The sequence below is a fragment of the Weizmannia sp. FSL W8-0676 genome (assembly GCF_038593015.1).
In the GTDB taxonomy this organism is placed as follows: Bacteria; Bacillota; Bacilli; order Bacillales; family Bacillaceae_C; genus Weizmannia; species Weizmannia coagulans.
Map to the genome: position 1 here is coordinate 1,089,663 of NZ_CP151954.1, position 25,864 is coordinate 1,115,526.

26 protein-coding genes are annotated in these 25,864 nt (G+C 48.5%); 22 read left to right on the top strand and 4 right to left on the bottom strand.

Going from position 1 to position 25,864, the window contains the following annotated elements:
* Window positions 1-35 precede the first annotated feature (35 nt).
* The 3 genes from NST20_RS05235 (at window position 36) to NST20_RS05245 (ending at window position 1,602) form a co-directional block, all read left to right on the top strand.
* On the top strand, window positions 36-506 hold the full coding sequence (locus NST20_RS05235) for an Rrf2 family transcriptional regulator (RefSeq protein WP_342400213.1): 471 nt from the start codon (window positions 36-38) through the stop codon (window positions 504-506).
* A gap of 286 nt (window positions 507-792) precedes the next feature.
* Window positions 793-1,233, top strand: coding sequence for a YlbF family regulator (locus tag NST20_RS05240; protein ID WP_014095583.1), 441 nt, complete (start codon window positions 793-795; stop codon window positions 1,231-1,233).
* Window positions 1,234-1,326: 93 nt separating this feature from the next.
* Window positions 1,327-1,602, top strand: a complete 276-nt coding sequence (locus NST20_RS05245; protein WP_014095582.1) for a DUF2129 domain-containing protein — start codon at window positions 1,327-1,329, stop codon at window positions 1,600-1,602.
* Window positions 1,603-1,740: 138 nt separating this feature from the next.
* On the opposite strand, the gene NST20_RS05250 is transcribed toward NST20_RS05245, so the two are convergent.
* Window positions 1,741-2,130: a methylthioribose kinase gene (locus tag NST20_RS05250; protein WP_326241785.1), complete on the bottom strand. Its 390-nt coding sequence runs from the start codon at window positions 2,128-2,130 to the stop codon at window positions 1,741-1,743.
* A 409-nt stretch (window positions 2,131-2,539) separates the two neighbouring features.
* Here NST20_RS05250 and rsmD point away from each other — a divergent pair, with 409 nt between their 5' ends.
* Together rsmD and coaD are read left to right on the top strand one after the other, a co-directional pair.
* Entirely contained in the window at window positions 2,540-3,136 is a 597-nt protein-coding gene (gene rsmD / locus NST20_RS05255) for a 16S rRNA (guanine(966)-N(2))-methyltransferase RsmD (RefSeq protein WP_342400214.1), read from the top strand.
* Window positions 3,102-3,587 (top strand): pantetheine-phosphate adenylyltransferase, encoded by a 486-nt coding sequence (coaD, locus tag NST20_RS05260; RefSeq protein WP_014095579.1) that lies wholly within the window; start codon window positions 3,102-3,104, stop codon window positions 3,585-3,587. The genes rsmD and coaD overlap by 35 nt, the downstream gene beginning before the upstream one ends.
* A 276-nt stretch (window positions 3,588-3,863) precedes the next feature.
* On the opposite strand, the gene ylbJ is transcribed toward coaD, so the two are convergent.
* Window positions 3,864-5,084: a sporulation integral membrane protein YlbJ gene (ylbJ, locus tag NST20_RS05265; RefSeq protein ID WP_342400215.1), complete on the bottom strand. Its 1,221-nt coding sequence runs from the start codon at window positions 5,082-5,084 to the stop codon at window positions 3,864-3,866.
* Window positions 5,085-5,209: 125 nt separating this feature from the next.
* On the opposite strand from ylbJ, the gene NST20_RS05270 reads away from it, so the two are divergent.
* On the top strand, window positions 5,210-6,001 hold the full coding sequence (locus NST20_RS05270; RefSeq protein ID WP_013858956.1) for a patatin-like phospholipase family protein: 792 nt from the start codon (window positions 5,210-5,212) through the stop codon (window positions 5,999-6,001).
* Window positions 5,998-7,047 carry a SepM family pheromone-processing serine protease gene (locus NST20_RS05275; RefSeq protein ID WP_342400216.1) on the top strand — a complete coding sequence of 350 codons (1,050 nt, stop codon included), beginning with the start codon at window positions 5,998-6,000 and terminating at the stop codon, window positions 7,045-7,047. Before NST20_RS05270 ends, NST20_RS05275 begins: the two co-directional genes overlap by 4 nt.
* Before the next feature lie 244 nt (window positions 7,048-7,291).
* On the opposite strand, the gene NST20_RS05280 is transcribed toward NST20_RS05275, so the two are convergent.
* Window positions 7,292-8,515, bottom strand: coding sequence for a nucleotidyltransferase (locus tag NST20_RS05280; RefSeq protein WP_342400217.1), 1,224 nt, complete (start codon window positions 8,513-8,515; stop codon window positions 7,292-7,294).
* A 281-nt stretch (window positions 8,516-8,796) separates the two neighbouring features.
* Here NST20_RS05280 and NST20_RS05285 point away from each other — a divergent pair, with 281 nt between their 5' ends.
* From NST20_RS05285 to NST20_RS05295, 3 genes are all read left to right on the top strand, one after another.
* Entirely contained in the window at window positions 8,797-9,342 is a 546-nt protein-coding gene (locus NST20_RS05285) for a DUF177 domain-containing protein (protein WP_237349142.1), read from the top strand.
* A gap of 53 nt (window positions 9,343-9,395) precedes the next feature.
* Complete coding sequence (gene rpmF / locus NST20_RS05290; RefSeq protein WP_017553868.1) at window positions 9,396-9,569, top strand: 50S ribosomal protein L32; 174 nt, start codon at window positions 9,396-9,398, stop codon at window positions 9,567-9,569.
* 173 nt (window positions 9,570-9,742) lie between these two features.
* A complete protein-coding gene (locus tag NST20_RS05295; RefSeq protein WP_342400218.1) occupies window positions 9,743-10,255 on the top strand; it encodes an RsfA family transcriptional regulator in 513 nt (170 codons plus the stop codon).
* A gap of 83 nt (window positions 10,256-10,338) precedes the next feature.
* On the opposite strand, the gene NST20_RS05300 is transcribed toward NST20_RS05295, so the two are convergent.
* On the bottom strand, window positions 10,339-10,839 hold the full coding sequence (locus NST20_RS05300; RefSeq protein ID WP_013858962.1) for an N-acetyltransferase: 501 nt from the start codon (window positions 10,837-10,839) through the stop codon (window positions 10,339-10,341).
* Window positions 10,840-11,056: 217 nt separating this feature from the next.
* On the opposite strand from NST20_RS05300, the gene NST20_RS05305 reads away from it, so the two are divergent.
* From NST20_RS05305 to spoVE, 12 genes are all read left to right on the top strand, one after another.
* Complete coding sequence (locus tag NST20_RS05305; RefSeq protein WP_342400219.1) at window positions 11,057-11,935, top strand: 2-dehydropantoate 2-reductase; 879 nt, start codon at window positions 11,057-11,059, stop codon at window positions 11,933-11,935.
* Window positions 11,936-12,100: 165 nt separating this feature from the next.
* Entirely contained in the window at window positions 12,101-13,720 is a 1,620-nt protein-coding gene (gene bshC / locus NST20_RS05310) for a bacillithiol biosynthesis cysteine-adding enzyme BshC (RefSeq protein WP_342400220.1), read from the top strand.
* 255 nt (window positions 13,721-13,975) lie between these two features.
* Window positions 13,976-14,407: a division/cell wall cluster transcriptional repressor MraZ gene (gene mraZ, locus NST20_RS05315; protein ID WP_029142125.1), complete on the top strand. Its 432-nt coding sequence runs from the start codon at window positions 13,976-13,978 to the stop codon at window positions 14,405-14,407.
* 27 nt (window positions 14,408-14,434) lie between these two features.
* Window positions 14,435-15,364 (top strand): 16S rRNA (cytosine(1402)-N(4))-methyltransferase RsmH, encoded by a 930-nt coding sequence (gene rsmH / locus NST20_RS05320; RefSeq protein ID WP_342400221.1) that lies wholly within the window; start codon window positions 14,435-14,437, stop codon window positions 15,362-15,364.
* A 21-nt stretch (window positions 15,365-15,385) separates the two neighbouring features.
* Window positions 15,386-15,745: a cell division protein FtsL gene (gene ftsL / locus NST20_RS05325; protein ID WP_013858968.1), complete on the top strand. Its 360-nt coding sequence runs from the start codon at window positions 15,386-15,388 to the stop codon at window positions 15,743-15,745.
* Window positions 15,742-17,880: a penicillin-binding protein gene (locus NST20_RS05330; RefSeq protein ID WP_328195911.1), complete on the top strand. Its 2,139-nt coding sequence runs from the start codon at window positions 15,742-15,744 to the stop codon at window positions 17,878-17,880. The genes ftsL and NST20_RS05330 overlap by 4 nt, the downstream gene beginning before the upstream one ends.
* A 237-nt stretch (window positions 17,881-18,117) precedes the next feature.
* Window positions 18,118-20,034, top strand: a complete 1,917-nt coding sequence (locus NST20_RS05335) for a stage V sporulation protein D (protein WP_342400222.1) — start codon at window positions 18,118-18,120, stop codon at window positions 20,032-20,034.
* Window positions 20,035-20,308: 274 nt separating this feature from the next.
* Window positions 20,309-21,766 carry a UDP-N-acetylmuramoyl-L-alanyl-D-glutamate--2,6-diaminopimelate ligase gene (locus NST20_RS05340; RefSeq protein ID WP_013858971.1) on the top strand — a complete coding sequence of 486 codons (1,458 nt, stop codon included), beginning with the start codon at window positions 20,309-20,311 and terminating at the stop codon, window positions 21,764-21,766.
* Between the two features lie 5 nt (window positions 21,767-21,771).
* The gene (locus NST20_RS05345; RefSeq protein WP_342400223.1) at window positions 21,772-22,212 is read left to right on the top strand and encodes a hypothetical protein; all 441 of its coding nucleotides are present in this window, start codon (window positions 21,772-21,774) and stop codon (window positions 22,210-22,212) included.
* Complete coding sequence (gene mraY, locus NST20_RS05350) at window positions 22,209-23,183, top strand: phospho-N-acetylmuramoyl-pentapeptide-transferase (RefSeq protein WP_013858973.1); 975 nt, start codon at window positions 22,209-22,211, stop codon at window positions 23,181-23,183. Before NST20_RS05345 ends, mraY begins: the two co-directional genes overlap by 4 nt.
* A gap of 1 nt (window position 23,184) precedes the next feature.
* A complete protein-coding gene (murD, locus tag NST20_RS05355) occupies window positions 23,185-24,540 on the top strand; it encodes a UDP-N-acetylmuramoyl-L-alanine--D-glutamate ligase (protein ID WP_133537036.1) in 1,356 nt (451 codons plus the stop codon).
* 78 nt (window positions 24,541-24,618) lie between these two features.
* Window positions 24,619-25,719, top strand: coding sequence for a stage V sporulation protein E (gene spoVE / locus NST20_RS05360; protein ID WP_013858975.1), 1,101 nt, complete (start codon window positions 24,619-24,621; stop codon window positions 25,717-25,719).
* Window positions 25,720-25,864: the final 145 nt, after the last annotated feature.

A 25,864-nucleotide genomic window follows, 5' to 3' on the forward strand; every position in this document is an offset into this window, starting at 1 on the left:
ATAGAAATAATAATACTATTTAGGAGGAATATCAAGTGAAAATTTCATCTGGTTGGGAACAATCTATTTACGTTCTCCTGATTTTGTCGAGATTGCCTGAAAATAAGGCAATTAACTCTCTTGCACTTAGTGAAAGGCTTGGAGTTTCTCACTCTTATCTCAAGAAAATCATTAAAGCATTGGTAAATGAAGGTCTTGTCAAATCTTCGCCTGGTAAAACTGGAGGCTTCTCGCTTGCTACCCCACTCGAAGAAATTGATTTTTATAAAATTTTTGTTGCTGTTGAGGGCCGCGGAAAAGTATTTGCTAGCCAAAATTTATTGGCTAGGTTCTTAAATAAGGACAAATCTGAAATTCAAAAATGTGCTATTTCTAAAGCTATGGACCATATTGAAGATACACTTAAATCAACAATGACGGCTATAACATTGGAATCATTATTAACTCAAATAGAAAAATCCTACGATCTAACTGATTTAGACGACTGGATTAAAGAAAATATTTAGAAAAAAGTGTTTTCTGATGGAGTCCACGAATAAGGACGATGCAAAAAATAGCTCTTATTATGCTATGTGTAAAAGTATTTGCTATGCCTTTTCGAACAACGGCACAAAGCTTCTGTTTGACAGCTTTTCTTTCGTTGCTTCTTTAAATATGCTGCTGGTTGATCGATTCTTCATTGGGGTCTGACGAGTCTTCCTTCGTAGGAGAAGTTCGTTTATCACCAGCTGATCGGGCAAATTCGCAAAGCTTGCGGAAACATGGTAAAATCATCATGTGGAGGTGAGCTTTTTGCTTGCAACATTGGAAAGCGCGGAAATTTTGTCTGAAGCCGAAGCACTGGCAAAAATGGTCATTGCCTCGGATATTGCCGAAAATTACCGGGACTGCTATAACAGGATGTATCATGATCCCGCCACACAGCAGAAAATCCGGAAATTTGCGCGCCTGAAAGAACAGTTTGAGGAAGTCCAGCGCTTTGGCAGGTATCACCCGGATTATAAACGCATCAACAAAGAAACAAGGGAAGCCAAGAGGGAAATGGATCTGGATGAGAACGTCGCAAGATTCAGGCGGGCGGAAAATGCCCTCCAGGATCTGCTCGACCAAATCAGCCTGATGATTGGCAAATCTGTTTCTGAACATATAAAAGTGCCGACCGGAAATCCGTTTTTTGATGCCTCTTGTTCCGGCGGCTGCGGAACCGGCGGCAGCTGCAGCTGTTCCGCATAAATCGTGATAAGGCCGCAATCCGCGGCCTTTCCTTATTGTTCCGTGAAAAAAGGTATGGTACACTCATTAAAAAAAGCACGAAGGGGAAACGCTATGTTATCAGATCGGCAGGGCCTCATCATTTGGCTGTATCAGATGAAGCATACGAAACATTTACGAAGATTCGGCAATGTCCATTATGCGTCGAAAAGGATGAAGTATGCTGTCCTTTATTGTGACCGCAAAGAGATAGAACAAGTAAAAGCGAAAATTGAAAATCTTCCGTTTGTAAGGAAAGTGGATTATTCCATGAAGCCGTTTTTAAAAACGGAATATGAAAACGCAAAACCGGACAAAGCAAAAGAATACGACTATAAAATAGGGCTATAAAGGCGCCCGGGTTTGCATGCCGGCATTCCCTGCGTGTGCATCGCCGCACATCCGCCGTGCAAAAAAGCGTTGCTGCCCGGAAGCCCTGTCCGGCGCGTTTTAAAACAAGCACATCCGGCTGCGCTCTGGCCGAAATATTTATTGCAGCGGCGGAATCAGCCGGTTCATTCTTAATATGCCGATTAAATATTGATAAAAAAGGTTTTTGTCGGAAAAAGACGAAGACGGCCGGACTTCGAGTTCCACAATGTCCACTCCTAAAGCGGCTGCGGTTTCGGCAAACAGGCTGTACCGTTTGTTTGGCTGCACCCTCGGATCCGGAATCCCTTCAAGGCAAACGTATAACGCCTGAAATTCCCCTGGATCGGTCGGTTTTAAAATGAGCACGGGCGAAGTGACAGCTTGATCCGCAACGATGGTATGAAGGGCAAGCATGCCGTGCAGCCGGTGCCGGTTTGCTTTTGCCAGTTCGATCAGTTCAAATAAATCTGTATATCCGTTTCCTAGTTCAATAAATCTTTGTTGCATCTTCATTCCTCGCTTACAAACAAATTTGCTGCTTCTATTCTACTGCACTTCTTTTTATTCGGAAAGTATTTCTGCAAAATAAACCGGGCGAGATGCCGGCCGGCTTTTTGAAACGGCGCGCCCACCCTAGATGCGAAAAATAAAAAACCCTGCAGCCAATACTGCAGGGCCCTTCTATATCCTTATTCCGGACAGAAGGCAAAGGGAGAGGAGAAACCGGAGGAAGAACTTATGGGGAAACGTAAGTCTTCTCCGCGGTTGGCAGCAACATCTTTTGATGCTGCTGGTATCATTATGGCCAACTTTTCCTGAATTATACTTTTGCTTTAAATTTTGGTGAAAAACTTTTCCACCCGGCCGGAAAATATGGTAGGATAAGATGGAAATCTGATGATACGTGGTGACCAGCATGAGAGTCATTTCAGGCAGCCAAAAGGGCACTGTTTTAAAAGCCGTTCCGGGAATGGGAACGAGGCCTACGACAGATAAAGTAAAAGAAGCGATTTTTAATATGATCGGCCCGTATTTTGAAAAAGGCCTGGGCCTCGATTTATATGCAGGGAGCGGCGGGCTCGGGATCGAAGCCTTGAGCAGGGGTATGGAGAAAGTGATTTTCGTTGATAAGGAGATCCAGGCGCTGCAAACCGTCCGGGCCAACCTGGAAAAATGCGAATTTTTAGGCCGGAGTGAAGTATACCGGAACGATGCCGGCCGTGCATTGAAAGTGCTGGCGAAACGGGGGCTTGCCTTTGATACGGTATTTCTCGACCCGCCTTACAAAAAGCAAAAACTAACCGCGATGCTGAAATTTATCTCGGCAAACGGCCTTCTCCGTGAAAACGGTTACGCTGTTTGCGAGCACGACGCCGGGCTGACCTTGCCTGAAAAAGCGGGCAATCTTTTTACATATAAAACAGCACAGTACGGCATTACCGGCATCACGATTTACACGAAAAAGGGGGATGAAACCCGTGGGGAAGACCGCGATATGCCCGGGCAGCTTTGATCCGATTACAAACGGGCATCTGGATATTATTAAAAGAGGGGCAAAAGTATTTGACAAAGTTTATGTGGCAGTGCTGAATAATATTTCAAAACAGCCGCTGTTCGATATTGAAGAAAGAAAAGCGCTGATCCGGGAAGTGACAAAAGATATCCCGAATGTGGAAGTCGATTCCTTCCAGGGGCTTTTAATGGAATATGCGGAATCCAAAAAAGCGGATGTAATTATCCGGGGCTTACGGGCTGTTTCGGATTTTGAATATGAATTGCAGCTGACGTCCATGAACCGTGTGCTGAATGACAGAATTGAAACCTTTTTTATCATGACAAACAACCAATATTCTTTTCTCAGCTCAAGCATTGTGAAAGAAATCGCCAAATACCACGGCAATATTGCTGAACTTGTACCACCGGTTGTGCATGAAGCATTGAAAAAGAAATTTCAGGGGCAATAGAAAAGCGGGCGGAACCGGACATGCCGGAAGAGCTGGAAGAACACAGAAGTGTTGATACAATAGAAAAAGCAATGGGAACCGGACATACCGGCTGTACATAAAGTGCCGGAAAATCCCGGGCTGGGCCGGATGTACATTTTAAACCGGCTCCCCAAAACCGGACATGCCGTTTATACACCGCACTAAAAACTTTAAAAACAGGCCCAGTTTATTTATTGAAGAATTTGCAAAAGCATCAGAAAAAGCGGGAATGCTCCCCGCTTTTTTGCGCTTTTTTCAGGCCCGGTCTGCCCGGCAGGATCGGTAATAAAGGAAAATGTACAGCACAAGACAGGACAGGGTAAATAACGGCCCGTAAATTCCAAGCCAATCCGTCACGCGCGCGTACAAGCTGCGGCCTCCACCCGGCATGCTGAAAGCTTCCTGCCACGCGCTTTTTTCGGCAAAAAAGCGTAAGTAGACCGGATTCCAAACGAGCCGGATGATCATAGCTGACAGAAAGCCGTGCAGCACGCGGGCAAGAAAAAACGGCCGGAAACGGATATCCGTCTGGGCAAGAATACTGGCCACCTGCGCCTGGATGCTGAACCCGCCAAAGCCGAGGATAAAGCTTGCGGCGATGACCTGCTGAAGCAGGGGGGATTCCTGGACTTCACTGATCATTTGGATCCCGAGCGTCACTTCGAAAAGGCCGGAAATGAGCGGGATGCTCAGTTTTTCCGAAAAATGCGCGAGGTGAAGCAGCTGGGAGACAAGCGTGCCTAATACGGATGTGACATGCATATACAGAAGCAATTTATTAAAGACTGAAAACAGGATGATAAATCCGCCGATCATTAAGAGCGTCTGGATGGCGGACATTACCGCGTCCCCGAGCAGCTTCCCGATCGGCTTGCTGTTTTTAATTCTTGTCGCATGCAAAACGATAAGCGCTTCTTTTAAAAGAAAGGTATGTTTCTTTTTCGGCCTTTTTGTATCCTCGCCAGTTCCGTAAAAACGCATCACCAGGCCGACAATAATATTGCCCGCATAATGCGCCGCGGCAAACAAAATGCCGAGAGAAGGATTATGGAAAAAGCCGACAGCGACCGCTCCAAAAATAAAAAGGGGGCTGGAAGAACTGGTAAACGCTACAAGCCGTTCTGCTTCAATCCGGTCAATCTGTTTTTCCTGGCGGAGACGTGCGGTCAATTTTGCCCCTGAAGGATTGCCGGAAGCAAGCCCCATGGCCCAGGTAAACCCGCCAACACCCGGAACACGGAACAATGGCCGCATTAAAGGCTCCAGGAGGACACCGACGAAGCGGACAACTCCGAAGCCGATCAGCAGTTCGGAAATGACAAAAAAAGGAAAAAGTGAAGGGAAAACGACTTCCCACCACATATTCAAACCCTGAATGGAGGCTTTAAAAGATTCATCCGGCAATACAATCATGGAAATCGCCATTATCGAAACGCTGAAGGCCAAAATGGCGCTTTTGAGTTTAGACTGGTACAATCTGTGTTCCTCCCCTGTCTTTCAATCCGCAGCACTTGCTCGCTTGTCCTTATAAATCAAATATACTCATAGGTCTGTAAATTAGACCATAAACTGTACGAAAGAAGGACACGAGGAGGGGGACGATGGCGGGCCGCCCGAAAATCGGATTGGCGCTCGGCTCGGGAGGCGCCAGAGGTTTTGCGCATATCGGTGTATTGAAAGTTTTCGAAGAGGAAGGCATTCCGGTGGATATGATTTCCGGCAGCAGCATCGGGGCGCTGGTTGCGGCGCTGTATGGGGCGGGGCGGACTGTCCGCGAGATGGAGCTGCTTTCCGGCGCATTTAAACGCAAATATTATTTGGACTTTAAAATTGGCAAGATGGGCCTGATTTCAGGAAAAAGAATTGAAGATCTGATCCGCTTGCTCGTTCACGGGAAAAAACTTGAAGAATTGAACCCGCCTGTCGCCGTTGTCGCCGCAAATCTTTCAAACGGCGAAAAAACGGTGTTCAGAAAAGGGCCGGTTGCAGAAGCGGTACGCGCCAGCATTTCCATCCCCGGCATTTTTGTCCCGAAAAAAATCAAGGGCCATCTCTTTGTGGACGGCGGCGTGGCGGACCGCGTCCCGGTGTCTGTTGTAAAGGAAATGGGGGCGGAGCTTTTGGTCGGGGTGGATGTTTCCGCCATGAAAAAAGAAGCGGAAATCCGCCATATTTATGATGTTATTATGCAAAGCATCGATATCATGCAGATGGAACTGGCCGAAAGCCGGAAAACGGAAGCCCATGTTTCGATCCGCCCCGATGTCTCGATGTACAGTTCAATGGCTTTTACAAATGCCGGACAAATCATTAAGATAGGGGAAGAAGCCGCAAAACAATCCGTAATTGAAATACAGCAATTGCTGGAAAAATGGAAGGAGCCCGACAAATGAAACACCGAAACATCCGGCGGCGCATACTGATTGCGGCAGTGCTGATCCTTGCCCTCCTGTCGTTTGTGCCGCTGCCTTATTATATTGAAATGCCGGGGAGCGCCATGCAGCTTGCCCCGCTGATCAAAGTAAAAGGCGGCTATCCTGAAAAAGGCCAGTTGATGCTGACGACTGTCCGTATGGGCCGCGCGAATCCGTATACGTATCTTTGGGCAAAAGTGAGAAAACACGAGGATGTCGTGCCGGTTCGTGAAATTATGGATAAAAATATGACGGACGAGGAATACAATGTCTATCAGCTTTATTTAATGGAATCAGCAAAACATAATGCTATCCAGGCTGCTTTTAAGAAGGCGAAAAGGCCGTTTAGCTCCCGTTATGAAGGGATTTATGTCCTGAATGTATATGACGGGATGCCGGCCGCAAAAGTGCTCAAAGCCGGAGACAGAATTACAAAAGTGGATGGCCATGCATTCAAGTCTTCCAAACAGTTTATGCACTATGTCGCAAAGAAAAAAGCCGGGGACAAAGTGGAATTGACCTATGTGCGCCAGAAAAAGGCGAAGACGGCAACCGTTGCGCTTGCAAAATTTAAGGAAAACCACCATAAAACGGGAATCGGGATCAGCCTTGTCGATGACCGGACCATCAAATCCGACCCGGCCGTGAAAATGGATACTGAAAAAATCGGCGGCCCTTCCGCCGGGCTGATGTTCACATTGGAAATCTACAACCAGCTGACCAAACAGGACATTACAAAAGGCTATAAAATTGCCGGAACCGGAACCATTTCGCCAAACGGGGAGGTTGGCCGCATCGGCGGAATTGATAAAAAAGTGATTGCAGCGGATAAAGCGGGGGCGGACATTTTCTTTGCCCCGGATGATACGATTCCACCCGAAATGAAAAAAGCCGACCCTGGCATCAAGCCGAATGACGAAGAGGCAAGAGCGGCCGCGAAAGAAATCGGGACGAACATGAAAATTGTACCGGTCAAAACACTGGATGATGCACTCGCCTATTTAAACGCCCTGAAACAGAAATAACCGGAAAGCCGCTTGTTTTAGCGGCTTTTCCCTAATAAGGGGAAGGTCGTCACGCATTCCGGGTTTTACCTATAAGCCGGCATGTAATGTGTGATCCGGCTTGTTCGCTTTCAAAAAAGGTGCCAGCCTGCACGCATGCAGCTTTTTCCCCTGCAAAAAGCCGTCCTCATCATCTTGCGTTTCATCCGGTTATTCCCAGCCCCATGCCCGAAGCTTTCCGCCTGTAAAAAGGCAGCCTGCAGATTCACGCGCCATCCGTTTTTTCGTCTGCGAAAAAAGGCGGCTTGCTGAATTCCCGCGCCATCAGGCTTTCTCGTTCATTTGCCGGAAGCGGGAGGGCATATATCCGCGCGGCCTTTATGTCCGGTGCAAGCAGCGGGGCAGTTTGCAGCGAAAACTTTGAAATAACGGGAACCGGTACCGTTTTTTTCACGCTGTTCAAATAGCGCCTTCCCGTTTCGTTCATGGCGAGCAGCCGGATATACGCCGGTTTTGCCGCATGCCTTTTGATTTCTGTTTTTTTGGCATTGGTTAACAAATGGGTGCAAATTCGCTGTAGCCTTGTCCATGTGTATCGTTTTGTTTTCACTTTTCTCATGAAATCGGGAAAACTGTTGGCGGATACCGCGGCTTTTTTTAAACGGTATTCAATGCCTTCTTCCACTTCGTAAATGTCGCGCAGTTCCTCTTCAGAAGAGGAAAGCAGCCGGTAGTGCAAAAAAGGCCAGTAAAGCGCCCAATGCAGGAAGTGCCCGTTTCCGTTCCGGTGCCGGTTCAGCATAGTAAACGCTGATTCCGGCAGCGCCGGGCGGGCAGCGTTCAGATCTTCGGTTTGCATGATGGTTCTTCTGATGGCGCTCGCACTTGCAATTTCACCGGTTATCGCGGCGTCATGATGCCCGGCTGCTTTTCTTTGGACGGTAAAAGCCTCCATAGCCGGGTTTTGCCTGGCTGCCGCGAGCATATAATGAAAGCCGAGAATATTATTGGGCGAACGTAAATCGAGCGCACTGCCTGGGGCGAGCTTTTGAAAGCTGTTTGATAGCGCAGCCGGATAGCTGATGCCTTTTTTGACCTCGCGCTTGACGGATGCGTTAAATGCCGCCTCGTTTTGAAGCAGGGCGGCGGCCGCCTGGCGGAATGCTTCGATGTCGCCGGATTCGCTGCCGAAGCAGAAGCTTTTGCACTGCAAAGCGTCCAAAACGGCAATCCCGCCTGCCGCAAATGTTTCGGCAGGCTGCACGGCAAATGCATACGGCAGTTCGACAACGAGATCCGCGCCCGATAATACGGCCATCTCCGCCCGCGTCCATTTTGAAACAAGCGCCGGCTCGCCCCGCTGCGTAAAATAGCCGCTCATAACGGCAATGATGCACTCTGCGCCTGTCATCCGCCGCGTCTCGCTAAGATGGTGCAGATGGCCATTATGAAAAGGATTGTACTCCACAATGATGCCGGTACTTTTCAAATTGTGATTCCCCTTTCCGGAAGATTTGAATGTTTAAAGAAATCCGTTTGGGATAAGTTATTTTTAACATAACCGGCAAAAAAAGCAATCCTGCCGGCTGCAAAATTTTTTGAAAAAAACGGGGAGACTTGAGACGAAAGCGTAAAAAGGATGCGCCTAAAAAGCTTAGGCCGGTTTCTGTTTTGAAGAAAAATTTTCGTTTTGGACATAATGGTTGTAAAGCAAAAAATATTGACAAAAGGTATGAAGGAAGCTATAATTACCTTTGTTGTCTTGGGGTGATGAAAGTGAAATGGTCTGCCATTCAATTGCAAAAATTTCGGGACAAGCGCTTTGAGATAGATGAATCGGTTGATATTACAAAAGATTTAATGGAAACTGATTCCGAGATCCGCGGGGCCTCGCCTTTCCACGTAACGGGAACGGGGAGCGTTGCGCGGGGCAGGGTGACGTTTGACCTTCACGTTGAAGGGACGCTTGTGCTGCCTTGTGCCCGGACGCTTGTTGATGTACATTACCCGGTAGACTTGAAATCGACAGAAACGTTTCTTCTTGAGCCTTCCGATTATGAAGGCGCTGAAGATGAAGAAGTGCATGTTGCCGAAAATGAGGTCATTGATTTGATACCGGTTATGAAAGAATTGATTTTGCTCGACATTCCCATGCAAGTTTTCAGCGAGGAAGCTAAAAAAGGCGAACTGCCGCATACGGACAACTGGCAGGTGCTGACGGAGGACGAGTATTTGGAAATGGAGCAGAAGGCGGAAAAAGCGGTAGACCCGCGTATGGCCGGCCTTGCGAAATTTTTTGACCAGGATTCTGAATAACCGCCATCTTCGGCTAAAATGATATGCTGATCTCTTATAAGGAGGTGGGAAGAATGGCTGTACCTTTTAGAAGAACTTCTAAAACGGCAAAAAGAAAACGCCGCACACATTTTAAATTGCAAGTTCCCGGCATGGTTGAATGCCCGAGATGCGGTGAAATGAAAATGGCGCACCGCGTATGCCCATCTTGCGGTTTTTACAAAGACAAAGTTGTGGTAAATAAATAATAAAAGAGCACGGCGCAAACCCGTGCTTTTTTATTTGCCTAAAAAACGCGATCCCTTCCCGCCATAAGCCCCTGCCTGTTCTTCCCTTTTTCCTCGAAATTTTGCAGCGGCTTTTCGTCTATCTTTTCTATTAACGGCATATGAATAGTATTAAAAAGGATGGGGGGAAAGATATGCCGGCAGTCAGACAGGATGCCTGGACACAGGAAGAAGATTTGTTGCTATCGGACATTGTGTTGCGCCATATCCGCGAAGGCAGCACGCAGCTCCGGGCGTTTGAAGAGGCAGGGAAGCGGATGAACCGGACCGCAGCGGCATGCGGGTTTAGGTGGAATTCTTATGTGAGAAAGCAGTACGCCTCCGAAATTGAGGCCGCAAAAAAAGAAAGAAAGGAAAGAAAACAGCTTGTCCGGGATTCCGGGAGAGCGCCTGCTGAAGAAGGGCCGCAGGCAGAAGCGACGCTGTTTGATGCCATCCGTATCCTTCAGCAGCTTGCGGAAAAAAGCAGGCACGAGAACGGGCAGTTGTCCGCATCCCGGCGCGGTACAGAGGAATGGAAAACCAAATATGAGGCACTGCTTCAAAAGTATCTTGAAGAAAAGGAAAAGCATGAAGAGCTGCAAAAAGAATACAGTGCGCTTCTTTCCATTATGGAAAAAGCACGGCAGCTGGCTGAACAGGATTAAAGCGGCGGACATCCCCTGGACCTTAAAAGGCAGGGGACATTTTTTGTTCGTAAAAGGCAAAAAAAGAACCGGAATCCGGTTCTTTAAGAAGAGGTCGTTTTTTTGTCCTGTTTTGCGTCTTTCAGCTTCACGCCGTGCGGCAACCAGACAAACGGGTTTTCACTCAAATCGCGTTCGACATTATAAGGAACAGGTTTGAACCCCATTTTTTCCCAAAATCCCCGCGACTTCAGGCGGGCGTTTGTTTTAATCGGCAGCCCGAAGCTTTTGGCAAAATCAACAAGCGCCCGGCCGTAATTCTTATATTGATAGTTCGGGAGCACTTCCAGTTTCCAAAGTTCCAAAAATGTTTGCGGAGGGTCAAAATAGAGATCATATTTTGCATCCCGTTCGTAAAGGCTCATGCGCGCAACGAGTTTATCGGCAAAATAGATGCCGTAAAATGGCGAGTCGGCGTTGTCTTCAATAATATTGTCTTGCAAATCTTCGAGCATGGACAGTTCCTGCTGCCCGTACTCTTTAAACTGTTTGAATTCTTCGAGCGTTTTGTAGTTCACTTTCAGCCTTTCCACTTGATAAGCCATATCAATTCCCCCATCCCTCTTTATAGTGCTGTGTCGCGGCAGCATGGCGGCGATTCTTGCATAAAACCGGTTGATATTATCATTATATAACAAACAATTGGAAGAATGAAAGAAATACGTGTAAGCGGTCGCACCTCATTTTTTGTCCGGAATTTTCTTTTCCATTCCCTTATTGCCTGTTAAAATGGAGCAAAGAAAATGGAAAGGGGCGGGCAAAATGAAAATCGGGATTATTGGCGCTGGCGCGATCGGTTTATTATACGGGGGCTGGCTTGGAAAGTTGCATGAAGTGACCCTGTTTCCGAGGACGAAGGCACAGGCCGGGCAGCTGAATGAAAAAGGGATTACCGTAAAAGACAGCGCATCTTCGTTCAGGACGATTGTCAAAGCGGATGGCACGTTCTCTTCACTTTCCTCCCAGGATTTGGTGATTGTTGCCGTCAAGCAATATGACCTTCCCGCTGTTGCAGCCGTTTTAAAACACGAAGATGGCGGGGTGCCGGCCTTGTTTTTGCAAAACGGCATGGGCCATCTGGCTCTTCTTGAAAAATTGCCGCAAAAAACGATCCTTGTTGGCACGGTGGAGCACGGTGCATCCCGGCTTGACGGCACAACGGTGAAGCATAACGGGCACGGCAAAACGAATATCGCCGTCTACCACGGAAAATGGGATGAAAACGTGCAGCTGCATACAGATGCATTCCCGTTCACGATGCAGCCGGATTATGAGCTGATGCTTTTGCGCAAATGTTTTGCCAATGCCGTCATCAATCCGCTCACAGCCGTTTTAAAGGCAAAGAACGGGGAACTTGTCAGCAACCCGCATTATGCCCGTGTGTTCCGCGCGGTATTTGAAGAACTGGTGGCGCTATTCCCGAAACTTTCGCGGGAAAAGATGTGGGAGGAAGCCACCGGCATTTGCAAAAATACATGCGAAAATGAATCATCCATGCTGAAAGATGTGAAAAAAGGAGCACGGACCGAGATTGACGCGATTCTCGGTTACATGCTGGAAACGGCTGCCCGTCAAAACAGTCGGGTTCCGCTTGCGTCCGCCCTTTATGAAATGGTGAAAGGGATGGAAGAAAAGGGGTGAGGCGCGTTCCCGGTGCTGCCGCCGTGCCCGCAGCGGCCGGAAACATGGCTTCTGTTTTTGAAACGGGCAGCCTTGAAACGAGCAGGCAGGCTTTTTTTCTTTTTTTCACAAAAATGCTATACTCAATGAGAAAATCAATGAAAACGAGAAAGGAAGAATCATTTGATGGAACTGGAAAACTTTTCAATTCCAGCAACGAATCGGTTCGCTTCCCTCTATCTTGCGCAAAAATCTCCTGTAAAGGATTTTTTTCATTATGATATAACGGATGCTTCTGTTTTCCATAAAAGAGTGGAAGATTTAAAAAAACGGGCTTTTAACCGGGAAGGGCTGGCAGATTGTATCGGGCATTATATGGAAAAATTCGGAATCTACCCGGAGACGGCTCGTTCTTTAGAAAAATTAAGGCAGCCGAACGCTGCTGTTGTGATCGGCGGCCAGCAGGCGGGACTATTAACAGGGCCGCTTTATACCATCCATAAACTGATTTCCATTATCCGGCTTGCCAGTGAGCAGGAAGAAGCCCTGCAAATTCCGGTTGTGCCTGTCTTCTGGATCGCGGGCGAAGACCATGACTATTTGGAAGTGAACCATATTTATGCCGAACAGGAAAGACGTTTAAAAAAATTCAGTTATGCTGAAGGGCCGCTTGAGAAAAAAATGATCTCTGACACCAAACCGGATCCTGCCCATTTAAAAAAATGGATACATAAAGTTTTTGAAGCATTTGGCGAAACCGAACATACCAATGCCCTTCTTTCACAGCTGGAGGCGTTTGCAGACAGGGCACAAAGCCTTTCTGACCTGTTTGCCTGCATGATTCACGATCTTTTCAAGGCGTACGGGGTGCTGCTCATCGATTCGGCTGATGCACACTTGCGAAAGATCGAGGCGCCGTTTTTTGAACGGATGATCCGGGATTATGGCACGATTACGGAAGCGGTCCTCTGGCAGCAGCAGGAAATCGCGCGGTTTGAGTTTCCAAAAGCGATTGATATTTCCAGGCGGGCGCTGAATCTTTTTTATTATGACGGGAAGGAACGGATTTTGCTGGAGTACAGTCCGGAGCGCGGCGGATTTATCGGGAAAGGCGGCAGCCCTTTTTTTACGGAGGAAGCGTTGCGCGCGCTTTGTGCGAAAAGCCCTGAACGGCTGAGCAATAATGTTGTCACAAGGCCGCTTATGCAGGAATGGCTCTTCCCAACCCTTGCGTTTATCGGCGGGCCGGGCGAAATTGCGTACTGGGCCGAGCTGAAGCGGGTGTTTGAAGAAATGGGGATTCTGATGCCGCCTCTTGTGCCGCGGCTCAATATCACGCTGCTTGAGCGAGCGGTCCAAAGGGATATCGAGGAACTGGGACTCGATATCGGGCATGTATTAAAATACGGGACCCGGAAAGAGCGGGAAAAATATTGGAATGACGCAAAAGATGAGAATATGGACGCACTCATTGCAGAAACGGAAAACATGCTGAAAATGCAATACGATAAAATTTTTGCCGCAATTGGAAAGGGGGTGGAACCGCTTGCCCGCAAAAATCTCGATTTTCACCTCGGGCAGCTTGCGTTTTTGCAGCGGAAAGTGGATGAAGAGATTGCGGGAAAACATGATGTCGTCCTTGAAAAATACGCGCGGATCGAACGTGCCTTGCGCCCGGACGGCAATCCCCAGGAAAGGGTCTGGAACCTTTTTTATTTCCTTAACAAATACGGGACAGACTTTATCCACACCCTTGCCGCCCTGCCGTTCACATTTGACGGCACCCATAAACTCGTCAAAATTTAACCGGCTGACAGCGGCCGGCTTTTTTTATGCAAAAAAACAGGGGAGAAGGGGCGTTGGTTTGCGAAGTGAAAAAGCGGGCTGCCGGGGTCTGGCCATGCTGGAATCGGGTTTTACGGCCGGCAAGTTTTCAATTGATTTTTTCTTGCAAAAAGCAGGAAATCAAGCGCGCGGGGAGAATATAAAAATTAAAGTGGTGAAAGGTGGGGGATTGTGGTAAATTATTAATATGAAGTGGGAAGCGGGGGGCACGCGCCAATGTTCATGGGAGAATACCGGCACAATATCGATGTAAAAGGCCGTTTGATTGTACCGGCCAAATTCCGTGAACAGCTTGGCGATACGTTTGTCATTACCCGTGGGCTGGACCGTTGCATTTTCGGTTACCCTGCGGATGAATGGAAACAGGTGGAAGAAAAACTGAAGTCCCTTCCGTTAACGAAAAAAGATGCCCGCGCATTCACACGTTTTTTCTTTTCGGGGGCGACCGAATGCGAGCGGGATAAGCAAGGGCGCATTCTGATTCCCGCACCGCTCCTTTCCTACGCGAAACTCGAAAAAGAATGCGTGGTGCTCGGCGTTTCCAATCGAATTGAGATTTGGAGCAAAGATTTATGGGAAGAATATTTTCAGGAATCGGAGGCCTCTTTTGCCGATATTGCGGAAAACCTCATCGATTTTGACCTTTAACATGTTCGATTGGATAGGAGATTCAGTATGTTTGCACACAAGACCGTTTTGCTGAAAGAAACCGTTGACGGGCTACATATCAAACCGGACGGGATTTATGTTGACTGCACGCTCGGCGGCGGGGGTCACAGCGCTTATTTGCTTAAGCAGCTTACCGGCGGGCATTTATACGCTTTTGACCAGGATGAAACGGCGATTCAGCATGCCAAAGAAAAGCTTGCCCATGACCAAAACAGGATCACTTTTATTAAAAGCAATTTCCGCTATTTAAAATCTGAACTGAAAGCGCGCGGTGTGCAGGCTGTCGACGGCATCTTGTATGATTTGGGCGTCTCATCCCCGCAGCTGGATACACCGGAACGGGGATTCAGCTACCAGCATGATGCGCCGCTCGATATGCGGATGGACCTCGATGCCCCGCTTACCGCATATGAAGTCGTCAATGAATGGCCGTATGAAAAACTGGTCCGGATCTTTTTCCGTTACGGGGAAGAAAAGTTTTCAAAACAAATCGCCCGCAAAATCGAGGCGTCCCGTGCCAAAAAACCGATAGAAACAACCGGTGAACTGGCCGATCTAATTAAAGAAGCGATTCCCGCACCCGCACGAAGAAAAGGCGGGCATCCGGCAAAAAGGGTCTTTCAGGCGATCCGGATTGCCGTGAATGATGAATTATCCGCTTTTGAAACTTCTTTAACGGATGCCATTTCGCTTTTAAAACCGGGCGGGCGTGTCTCTGTCATTACCTTTCATTCCCTGGAAGACCGCATTTGTAAAAATATATTGAAAGAATTCAGCAGTGCAGGAGATTTGCCGCATGGGCTGCCTGTCATCCCAAAAGAATACGAGCCCGTATTAAAACTCATTACGAAAAAACCCATTATCCCGGATGATGAGGAAGTGGGCTGGAACAACCGGTCAAGGTCGGCTAAACTGCGCATTGCGGAAAAACGCTAAGAAAATAGAGGAGGGAGTTTTTTGAGTAATTTAGCAAGGCAGCCGAAACGTGCGCCGGAACAACAGCAACAGGTTGAAAAAAGAGTAGCCCCGGTCACAAGACGCGCGCAGATCACTTTAGGGGAAAAGATTATCGCAAGCCTTTTTGCTTTGTTCGTTCTGATTATGGCCGTGAAGATCGTATCAACGGAAGCTGCGATTTATAATGCCAACCGGTCGATTGAAGATACGAAAACCGCGATCCAGAACAAAAACAAGGTGACCGATGATTTGAAAATGCAAGTAAGCGAATTAAGCCGCTACGACCGTATTTACGAAAAGGCAAAAAAACTCGGCTTGAAATTGGACGAGAATAATGTCAAGGTTGTTGAAAATAAATGAAGTCTAGAAAACTGAATACAAACAGGGGGGCAGCGATATTATTTATCATATTCGGTCTGTCCTTTTTTATTATCGCCGTAAGGTTTTTGACGATTGAAATCACAGGGCAGGCAGACGGGAAAGTGCTCGCGGCAAAAGCGGCGAAAAAGTATTTGCGGACAAGCACCATTCCCGCTTCCCGCGGCAATATTTACGATGCAAGCGGGGAAGTGATCGCCGAAAATGTTGTTTCGTACAATCTGGTTGCTATTTTGGACCCGAAAGCCACGATTGATCCGGAACATCCGAAACATGTTGTCAACCCCCGGAAAACCGCCCAGGCCCTTGCAAAATATATTGACATGCCCGAATCAAAAATCTATTCGCTTCTGACACAAAAAGGGCGGTTTCAAGTGGAATTCGGGAAAGCGGGGCAGGATATTCCCTATCAAACAAAAAATGAAATTCAAAAACTGAACCTGCCGGGCATCCAGTTCGAAGCGGTGCCGAAACGCACGTATCCGAACGGTTCGTTTGCCTCCCATCTGGTCGGTTATGCGCAGAAAAATGAGACGGGCGGCCAAATGGCAGGCGTAATGGGAATCGAAAAAAGCATGAATGCCGCTTTGGAAGGGAAAGACGGAAAAATCAGTTATGAAGGCGACTTTTGGGGGTATATTCTGCCAAACGCGCATAAAAAAGTCACCAAACCGAAAAACGGGGAAAATGTCTATTTAACGATTGACAAGAAAATCCAGTCTTTCGTTGAAGATGCGCTTGGCAAAGTCCAGAAGCAATACAATCCGAAAAAAGCGTTTGTTGTCGTGGCAGATCCGAAAACGGGTAGGATACTGGCGATGGGGCAGCGACCGACATTTGACCCGGAAACGCGGAAAGGTTTGAGCGTCTGGCAGAACGAAGCAGTCGAAACCGCTTATGAACCGGGCTCGACGATGAAAATTTTTACCTTGGCGGCGGCCGTCCAGGAAGGCGCTTTTCACCCGTATGCGACCTATAAGTCAGGGGAATTCCATGTAAAAAATGTGCCAAACCCGATTAAAGACCATAACGGCGGGGTCGGCTGGGGCAGGATCACCTTTCTGGAAGGGCTGCAGCGTTCTTCGAATGTCGCATTTGCCACATTGCTTGATTATATTAAGCAGGATAAACTTAAGCAATATTTGGAAGCGTTCGGGTTCGGGAAAAAGACGAAAGTCGGCTTGCCAAATGAAGCTTCCGGCAAAATTTTATACGATTATCCGGTCGAACGGTATACGACGACATTCGGTCAGGGCACAACCGTGACCGCAATGCAGATGATTCAGGCGGCAACAGCGGTTGCCAATGACGGGAAAATGATGAAGCCGTATGTAGTCGACAAAGTGGTCAATCCCACAACCGGAAAAACGGAAAAAACAAAACCAACCGTTGCCGGCAACCCGATCAGCGCGGACACCGCGAAAAAAGTCCGGGATTATTTGCGGACGGTTGTGACGAATAAAAAAACCGGGACCGGCACGGCCTATAACATTCCGGGCTATGAGGTGACCGGCAAAACCGGTACCGCCCAGATCCCGAATCCGAACGGCGGCGGTTATTTAACCGGTACCGATAACTATATCTTTTCTTTTCTCGGCATGGCGCCGAAAGACAATCCGAAATTAATCGTTTACGCCGTTGTCCAGCAGCCGCATTTAAAAGCAGGCGAGCTTGGTGGCGAACCGGTTAAAGCGCTGTTTAACCCGATTATGAGGAACAGCCTGCAATATTTAAATATTAAACCGGCAAAAGGGAAGGCCGTACGCCTTGCCAAGCTTCCTGATTTTACGGGTGACAGCCGGACAGAAGCATCATCTGCCGTAAGAGCACTGGGGCTTACCCCTGTTGTGCTCGGCGATGGCGATACCGTGACAGCCCAGGAACCCGAGGCACAGGAAAAACTACTGCCGGGCGCAAAAGTATTTTTGAAAACAAATGGCAATAGGGTAATGCCGGATATACGCGGCTTTTCGAAACGTGACGTGGCGGGCGCTGCCAAACTGCTCGGCCTCCGCCTGGCCATAAGCGGGGAAGGCTATGCCGTATCACAAAGCATTCCGGCAAAGTCAAAGGTGAAATCCGGGCAGGCCCTTACTGTAAAATTTAAGAATCCATAGGCGGGCGACAGAAGGGATGCCGAAAAAAAGCAAGCACAAGGCTTGCTTTTTTTCATGCGCGTGAAAAGGTACTAGCCGGATGCGTACAAGCATATAAATGGGTGTAAAGACAACAAAGGGCTTGTTTCGCCCGGAGCGGATTTGCAGGATTTCAGAAAGCCTGCAGGGGTGAAACTTTTCATATTTCCTGCGCCGTGGAGTCTGCTGCTTTGAGATTTAAATAAAGGAGGCGCGCTCGTGAAACGTGTATCCAATGTTACGGTGAGAAAGCGGCTTGTTTTTATATTGCTTTGCGGGATTGTCATTTTCAGCATTATAGATGTGCGGCTCGGTTATGTCCAGTTCGGGCTCGGGGATATGCTGACGGACAGGGCAAAAGCGCTATGGAGTAGAAGTATCCCTTTTGAAGGGGAGCGGGGAAAAATCGAAGACAGAAACGGCGTGCCGATCGCCTCCAACCAAAGCGCCCCGACGATTTTCATCATTCCGAGGCAGGTCAAGGACCCGGCGAAAACGGCAGAAAAACTGGGGAACGCCCTTGATGCAGACAAAGAAAAGATCTATAAAGAGATTACACAGGTCAGATCGATTGTCAGAATAAAAGAAGGGCGGAAAATCAGCAATGAAAAGGCAAATGACGTACGCCGCCTCGGGCTTTCGGGGGTCTATATCGCGGAAGATTCCAAGCGGTATTATCCGTTCGGCCGCTACCTTTCGCATGTACTCGGATTCACCGGCGCCGACAATCAGGGGCTGACCGGGCTCGAACTGTATTATGATGATGCGCTGAGCGGAAAAAAAGGGGCAGTCGAGTTTTATACGGACGCAAAAGGGAAGAAAAAGATGAAGGATATGGCGGATGAATATGAAGCGCCAAAAAACGGGCTTGACCTGAAGCTAACGGTTGATACAAAAGTCCAGACGGTCATTGAGCGCGAACTCGATAATGCTGAAAAAAAATATCATCCGGACGGGCTGATTGCGATCGCCATGGACCCGGACACCGGGGAAATTCTCGGGATGTCAAGCAGGCCGAGCTATACGCCTGACAATTATAAAAATGTGCCGCAGGAAGTGTATAACCGGAACCTGCCGATCTGGAGCACATACGAACCGGGATCGACATTTAAAATTATCACACTTGCCGCCGCCCTTGAAGAAAAGAAAGTGAATTTGACAAAAGACAAATTTTACGATTCCGGCGCGGTTGAAGTCGGAGGTTCGACGCTGCACTGCTGGAAAAGGGGCGGGCACGGCAGCGAAACGTTCCTTGAGGTTGTCCAAAAATCATGCAACCCGGGTTTTGTCGAACTCGGTGAAAGGCTCGGGAAAAATACATTGTTCAAATACATCCGCAATTTCGGGTTTGGCACAAAAACCGGCGTGGATCTATCCGGCGAAGCTTCCGGCATTTTGTTCAACCTTGATCGCGTCGGGCCGGTTGAACTAGCGACAACGGCTTTCGGGCAGGGGGTTTCTGTTACGCCGATCCAGCAGGTGGCGGCGGTCTCGGCTGCCGTAAACGGCGGGATCCTCTACAAACCGTATATTGCAAAGGAACTCGTCGACCCCGAAACTGGGGAAACGGTCATGCGAAAAAACCCGGTTGCCAAAAGAAGGGTGATCTCGGAAAACACGTCAAAACAAATCCGCCATGCGCTTGAAACAGTTGTCACACAGGGGAGCGGAAAAAATGCTTATGTGGACGGTTATCCGGTCGGCGGGAAAACCGGGACGGCGCAAAAAGCAAAAAACGGCCGCTATCTCGAAAACAATTATGTTTTATCCTTTATCGGTTTCGCCCCGGCCAATGATCCAAAAATCGTCGTCTACTTGGCGGTCGATAATCCGAAAAATACGATCCAATTCGGCGGCCAGGTGGCAGCCCCGATCGCGGGCACGATCATCGGCGACAGCCTGCGTGCCATGGGCGTCAAGCCGGTGAAAAACCAGGCGGAAAAAGAAAAAAGTTATTTTGAAACGCCAACGGTGAAAGTGCCGAATTTAATCGGGGAGACGAAAAAAGAGATGATGAACGACCAATACAATCTCAAACTTGACGTCAGCGGATCCGGAAACAAGGTGATCCGGCAGTCCCCTGAACCAGGCGTGAAAGTGGAAGAAGGCTCAACGATCCGGGTTTACATGCAGTAAAACAGACTTTCCAGTTCCTTATTTACTTGGGCCCCGCCAGGCCCGACAATCCGGATTTGCATGCAGGAAAACAGGGCGGCGCCGTATGTCCGGCCGCCCGTGTTTTTGTTTCAAGGGGCATAAAACAGGGCTGCTCCGGCTTACATTTTAAAAATCAGCAGGACTTCATAGCTTAATGGCCGTTTTTTTTGTACAATAGAAAAGGACTGTATTTACATGTATACACAAAAAAGATGCAGCAACAAGGGTTTGGAACAGGAAGGGTTGGAAGCAAATGAAGTTACATACATTGTTAGAGGCATTGTCGTTTGTGAAAATGCCTGCTGTGAATCCGGAAATTACGGAACTTGTCCAGGATAACCGGCTTGTCACGAAAAACAGTCTGTTTATTTGCATCAAAGGCTATACGGTTGACGGGCACAAGTTTGCCGTTGATGCGGCAAAACGGGGCGCAGCAGCCATTTTAGCCGAAAAGCCGGTCGATGTGGATGTACCGGTCATTATCGTCCGCAATACAAAACGGGCAATGGCGCTCCTTGCAGACCGGTTTTACGGGCAGCCGTCCCGCAAGCTCCGCCTTGTCGGGATTACCGGCACAAACGGAAAAACAACAACGAGCCATATTATCGAAAAAATATACCGGGATGCAGGCAGAACGACCGGCCTGATTGGCACGATGTATATGAAAATTGGCGATGAAACGCTGGAAACGAAAAACACAACGCCGGACAGCCTGACATTGCAAAAAATATTTCATGAAATGAACGCGCGCGGCGTCACCGACTGTGTGATGGAAGTTTCTTCGCATTCGCTTGTTGAAGGCCGGGTGCACGGCTGCGACTATGATATTGCCGTTTTCACAAATCTCACGCAGGATCATCTCGATTACCATAAAACAATGGCAGAATACCGGCGCGCTAAAAGTTTATTGTTTTCGCAGCTCGGGAACTCCTGCCCGCAGGATAAGCCGAAATATGCCATTTTAAATGCAGATGACGCCGCATCAAAAGAATTTGAACAAGTAACAGCGGTGCCTGTCATAACGTACGGGATCGACCGCGATGCGGATTTTATGGCCGAAAACATTGACATGCACGCCCGCGGGACGACATTCACGCTTGTGACGCCGTTTGAAAAACGGGAAGTCCGTCTGCAGCTTGTCGGGAAGTTCAGCGTCTATAATATGCTCGCAGCGATCGCAACCGGGGTTGTTTCCGGGGTGCCGCTTGATTCGATCATTAAAACGGCGGAAGCGATGGAAGGCGTGCGCGGCCGGTTTGAGCTCGTAAACGGCGGCCAGGATTTTTCCGTGATTGTCGATTATGCGCACACGCCCGACAGTCTGGAAAATGTCCTGAAAACGGTCCGGCAGTTTGCCAAGAAAAAAATCTTTGTCGTTGTTGGCTGCGGCGGCGACCGCGATAAAACAAAGCGGCCGGTGATGGCGCAAATTGCCTGTAAATATGCGGATTATCCGATTTTTACATCGGATAATCCGCGCAGCGAAGATCCGCTTGCCATTTTGCGCGAGATGGAAAAAGGGGTAGAAGGCGAGCGGTATGCATGCATCCCCGACCGGAGGGAAGCAATCAAAACAGCCATTTTCCGTGCAAAGGCGGGGGATGTTGTCCTGATTGCCGGAAAAGGCCATGAAACTTATCAAATCATTGGAAATGAAGTGCATCATTTTGATGACAGGGAAGTTGCACTGGAAATGATAAAGGAGCGGTGAAGCATATGTTATCATTCGGGGATACAGCCCGCCTTTTCAGTTTGGGCCGCGGCATGGAGATGGCGCTCGAATTTGCAACAGTCAGCGTGTTTGCAGATGTAAACCAGCCAAAGGGATTATACGTCCCTTTTTCTGAACCGGACATTAACCGGGCAATTGCACACGGGGCAATCGCGGCGCTTTGGAAAAAAGATGCGCCCGTGCCCCGCTATATACCGACTGATTTTCCACTGTTTATGGCAGAGGATGTTTCTTTTGCTTTTACACAACTGGTACAGTTTTATCTAAAAAAAATGGAAAGCAAGGATTTGGATATGAAGACAACTTTTATTTTTTACGGCTCGGAATTGCGGGACAAAAACCCTCATACATATGATTTGGCGGATGCGGAAAACAGGAAGCGGCTGCTTTGTGCATGCAGGCGCCACGGGAGGGAAAAAGCATGATCGAGCAGGTAATTTTTTTTACAACGCTGATGGCTTTTTTAATTTCCGTGCTGCTTTCGCCCGTTTTTATCCCTTTTTTAAGGAGACTGAAATTCGGCCAGAGCATCCGGGAAGAAGGCCCGAAATCGCACCAGAAAAAATCCGGTACGCCGACAATGGGCGGCTTGATTATTTTGGTATCGATCATTGCATCCACGCTGGTCATGGCCGGTAAATTCGCTGAACCGACTGTCAGAATTTACCTGCTGCTGCTTGTTACGATCGGATTCGGGCTGCTCGGATTTTTGGATGACTTTATAAAAGTGGTGATGAAGCGGAATCTTGGTCTTACATCGAAGCAGAAACTGCTTGGCCAGATTCTCGTTGCCGTCATTTTTTATGTCGTTTTCCGCCACTTCCATTTATCTTCGGAAGTCTCGATTCCGTTTACGGACAAATCGGTTGATTTCGGCTGGTTTTACTTTGTCATCATTCTTCTCTGGCTTGTCGGGTTTTCCAATGCGGTCAATCTGACGGACGGGCTTGACGGCCTTGTATCCGGGACGGCAGCGATTGCTTTCGGGGCATTCGCCGTTTTGGCATGGAACCAGTCACAGGCGGATGTCGCCCTGTTTTCGGTTGCCGTAGTTGGGGCCGTGCTTGGTTTTCTCGTCTTTAATGCCCATCCGGCAAAAGTTTTCATGGGGGACACCGGATCGCTTGCATTGGGCGGGGCGATTGCCGCCATTTCGATTCTGACCAATCTTGAGATTCTTTTAATTGTGATTGGCGGTGTTTTTGTCATCGAGACTTTGTCTGTCATTCTCCAGGTGATATCATTTAAGACAACAGGAAAAAGAATTTTCAGGATGAGCCCGCTGCACCACCATTATGAGCTGGCGGGCTGGTCGGAATGGCGTGTTGTCGTGACGTTCTGGGCGGTAGGCCTTTTGTGTGCGATTTTAGGAATTTATATCGAGGTGTGGATGTAACATGAAAAATATCACGGAATATGAACATAAAAAAGTATTAGTGCTCGGGCTGGCAAAAAGCGGGGTGAGCGCGGCTTCCCTGTTGCACCGGCTCGGGGCGTTTGTAACGGTGAATGATTATAAACCGCTTGAAGAGAACCCGGAGGCGCAGGGGCTTTTGGAACAGGGCATCAAAGTCATTTGCGGCAGCCATCCGATCGAACTGCTGGATGAAGGCTTTGAACTGATTGTGAAAAATCCGGGTATCCCTTATTCGAACCCGCTTGTTGCAGGGGCGCTTGAAAAAGGGATCCCGGTCATTACCGAAATCGAGCTGGCCTATAAAATTGCAGAATGCCCTATGGTCGGCATTACGGGAACGAACGGGAAAACGACGACCACCACTTTGATTTATGAAATTTTCCAGGCGGATCCGCATTTTGATCCGTTAATTGCCGGAAATATCGGCAAAGTGGCTTCCACGGTGGCGCAAAAAGCAAGCGCGGGCCAGCAGATGGTGGTGGAGCTGTCTTCTTTCCAGCTGATGGGCGTGCAAACGTTCAGGCCGCATATTGCCATCATCACGAATATTTATGAAGCCCATCTCGATTATCACGGGACAAAAGAAGCTTATGCAAAAGCAAAATCAAATATTACCCGGAACCAGACAGAGGATGATTTCCTGATTCTGAACCATGCCCAGCCGGAACTGTGGGATCTGGTCTCCTTCACAAAAGCAAAAATTATTCCTTTTTCAACGAAGGAATATGTTGAAGACGGCGCATCGGTAAAAGACGGCAGCATCATGTGGAAAGGCGAAAAAATCATGGACCGCGCTGAAATTGTGCTGCCGGGAGACCATAATCTGGAAAATATTTTAGCCGCTGTCGCCGCTGCCAAGCTGATGGGGGCAAGTAATGATGCTATCCGCGGCGTGCTCGCAACGTTCAAAGGCGTCAAGCACCGGACGCAATATATTGGCGAAATCAAAGGGCGGAAATTTTACAACGATTCAAAAGCGACCAATATCCTGGCCTGCAAAGCCGCACTCGCTGCTTTCCATCAGCCGGTCATTCTGCTTGCCGGAGGGCTCGACCGCGGCAACGGCTTTGATGAACTGATCCCGGCTTTGAAGTACGTCAAAGCATTGATTACTTTTGGGGAAACCGCGCCGAAACTGGAAAGCACCGCGAAAAAAGCAGGCATTCCGGTCATCCGCACGGTGGAAAACGTGGAAGAAGCCGTCCCGGTCGCGTGGGCATTATCCGAACCGGGCGATTGCATTTTGCTGTCGCCGGCATGCGCCAGCTGGGACCAGTACAAATCTTTTGAAATTCGTGGTGATATTTTCATCGACGCCGTGCATAAGTTAAGATAAGGGCTTGGACCGCTTTTTTACCGGTGCGGTTTGCCGGTTTTTGCGGGAAGCTCTAAATCTTTTCTGGGGTGGGCACGGATGCCGTCGAAAAAAACGAATCCCGACTTTTTATTAATCATTGTGACCCTGGCGCTGCTTGCAACCGGGCTCCTGATGGTGTTCAGCGCGAGTGAGATCGTGGCGGAGTACAAATTTAACGATGCATTTTATTTTTTGAAGCGGCAGCTGCTTTTTGCCGGGCTCGGCGTGGCAGCGATGTTTTTCGTGATGCGCATTGATTACTGGACGTGGCGGGCATGGGCGAAAACCATCCTGGTCATTTGTTTTGTGCTGCTCGTCCTTGTGTTGATTCCCGGCATCGGGCTTGAACGGAACGGGTCGCGGAGCTGGATCGGGGTCGGCGCATTTTCCATCCAGCCTTCCGAATTCATTAAAATGGCGCTGATCGCGTATTTGGCAAAATTTTTATCGGAAAACCAGAAATACATTACGACTTTTAAAAAAGGCATGCTCCCGGCCTTGGCGCTCGTTTTTGTTGCTTTTGGGATGATTATGCTGCAGCCGGATCTTGGAACGGGAACGGTGATGCTTGGGACATGCATCATCATGATTTTTGTTTCCGGCGCCCGCATTGCCCATTTTGCCATGCTCGGGCTCCTTGGTGTGGGCGGTTTTGTCGCTCTTGTTTTATCGGCTCCATACCGGATCGCACGGATTACCTCTTTCCTTGATCCATGGTCCGATCCGCAGGGGAAAGGATTTCAAATTATCCAGTCGCTTCTTGCGATCGGCCCGGGTGGCCTGTTCGGCATGGGGCTTGGGGAGAGCAAGCAAAAATTCCACTATCTGCCTGAACCGCAAAATGATTTTATCTTTGCCATTCTTTCCGAAGAGCTCGGTTTTATCGGCGGGACTTTTGTCCTGATTTTGTTTGCGCTGCTGCTTTGGCGCGGAATCCGGATCGCGCTTGGCGCACCCGATCTGTACGGAAGCCTGCTCGCAGTCGGCATTATTTCCATGATCGCGATCCAGGTGATGATCAATATCAGCGTCGTCATTGGCCTAATCCCGGTTACAGGCATTACGCTTCCGTTCATCAGTTACGGCGGCTCTTCTTTGACGTTGATGCTTGTCGCAGTCGGCGTGCTCTTAAACATCAGCCGCCATTCCCGGCTGTAACGGAAGGAGAACCTCATAAAGGGGTTCTTTTTTCGTTTGACAACTAGTCAACATTTTGATAATAATCGTTTTACTGTGTACCCATTGTCGTTTAAAATATAGTAATATAGGAAAATGAATGGTTCAAACATCATATATTGATACC

Excerpts from the sequence above, each read along its gene's own strand:
- NST20_RS05245 (WP_014095582.1), top strand. The coding sequence starts at position 1,327 with ATGTTATCAGATCGGCAGGGCCTCATCATTTGGCTGTATCAGATGAAG.
- NST20_RS05250 (WP_326241785.1), bottom strand. The coding sequence starts at position 2,130 with ATGCAACAAAGATTTATTGAACTAGGAAACGGATATACAGATTTATTT.
- rsmD (WP_342400214.1), top strand. The coding sequence starts at position 2,540 with ATGAGAGTCATTTCAGGCAGCCAAAAGGGCACTGTTTTAAAAGCCGTT.
- NST20_RS05270 (WP_013858956.1), top strand. The coding sequence starts at position 5,210 with ATGGCGGGCCGCCCGAAAATCGGATTGGCGCTCGGCTCGGGAGGCGCC.
- NST20_RS05275 (WP_342400216.1), top strand. The coding sequence starts at position 5,998 with ATGAAACACCGAAACATCCGGCGGCGCATACTGATTGCGGCAGTGCTG.
- NST20_RS05285 (WP_237349142.1), top strand. The coding sequence starts at position 8,797 with ATGAAAGTGAAATGGTCTGCCATTCAATTGCAAAAATTTCGGGACAAG.
- rpmF (WP_017553868.1), top strand. The coding sequence starts at position 9,396 with ATGGCTGTACCTTTTAGAAGAACTTCTAAAACGGCAAAAAGAAAACGC.
- NST20_RS05295 (WP_342400218.1), top strand. The coding sequence starts at position 9,743 with ATGCCGGCAGTCAGACAGGATGCCTGGACACAGGAAGAAGATTTGTTG.
- NST20_RS05300 (WP_013858962.1), bottom strand. The coding sequence starts at position 10,839 with ATGGCTTATCAAGTGGAAAGGCTGAAAGTGAACTACAAAACGCTCGAA.
- NST20_RS05305 (WP_342400219.1), top strand. The coding sequence starts at position 11,057 with ATGAAAATCGGGATTATTGGCGCTGGCGCGATCGGTTTATTATACGGG.
- bshC (WP_342400220.1), top strand. The coding sequence starts at position 12,101 with ATGGAACTGGAAAACTTTTCAATTCCAGCAACGAATCGGTTCGCTTCC.
- mraZ (WP_029142125.1), top strand. The coding sequence starts at position 13,976 with ATGTTCATGGGAGAATACCGGCACAATATCGATGTAAAAGGCCGTTTG.
- rsmH (WP_342400221.1), top strand. The coding sequence starts at position 14,435 with ATGTTTGCACACAAGACCGTTTTGCTGAAAGAAACCGTTGACGGGCTA.
- NST20_RS05330 (WP_328195911.1), top strand. The coding sequence starts at position 15,742 with ATGAAGTCTAGAAAACTGAATACAAACAGGGGGGCAGCGATATTATTT.
- NST20_RS05340 (WP_013858971.1), top strand. The coding sequence starts at position 20,309 with ATGAAGTTACATACATTGTTAGAGGCATTGTCGTTTGTGAAAATGCCT.
- NST20_RS05345 (WP_342400223.1), top strand. The coding sequence starts at position 21,772 with ATGTTATCATTCGGGGATACAGCCCGCCTTTTCAGTTTGGGCCGCGGC.
- mraY (WP_013858973.1), top strand. The coding sequence starts at position 22,209 with ATGATCGAGCAGGTAATTTTTTTTACAACGCTGATGGCTTTTTTAATT.
- murD (WP_133537036.1), top strand. The coding sequence starts at position 23,185 with ATGAAAAATATCACGGAATATGAACATAAAAAAGTATTAGTGCTCGGG.
- spoVE (WP_013858975.1), top strand. The coding sequence starts at position 24,619 with ATGCCGTCGAAAAAAACGAATCCCGACTTTTTATTAATCATTGTGACC.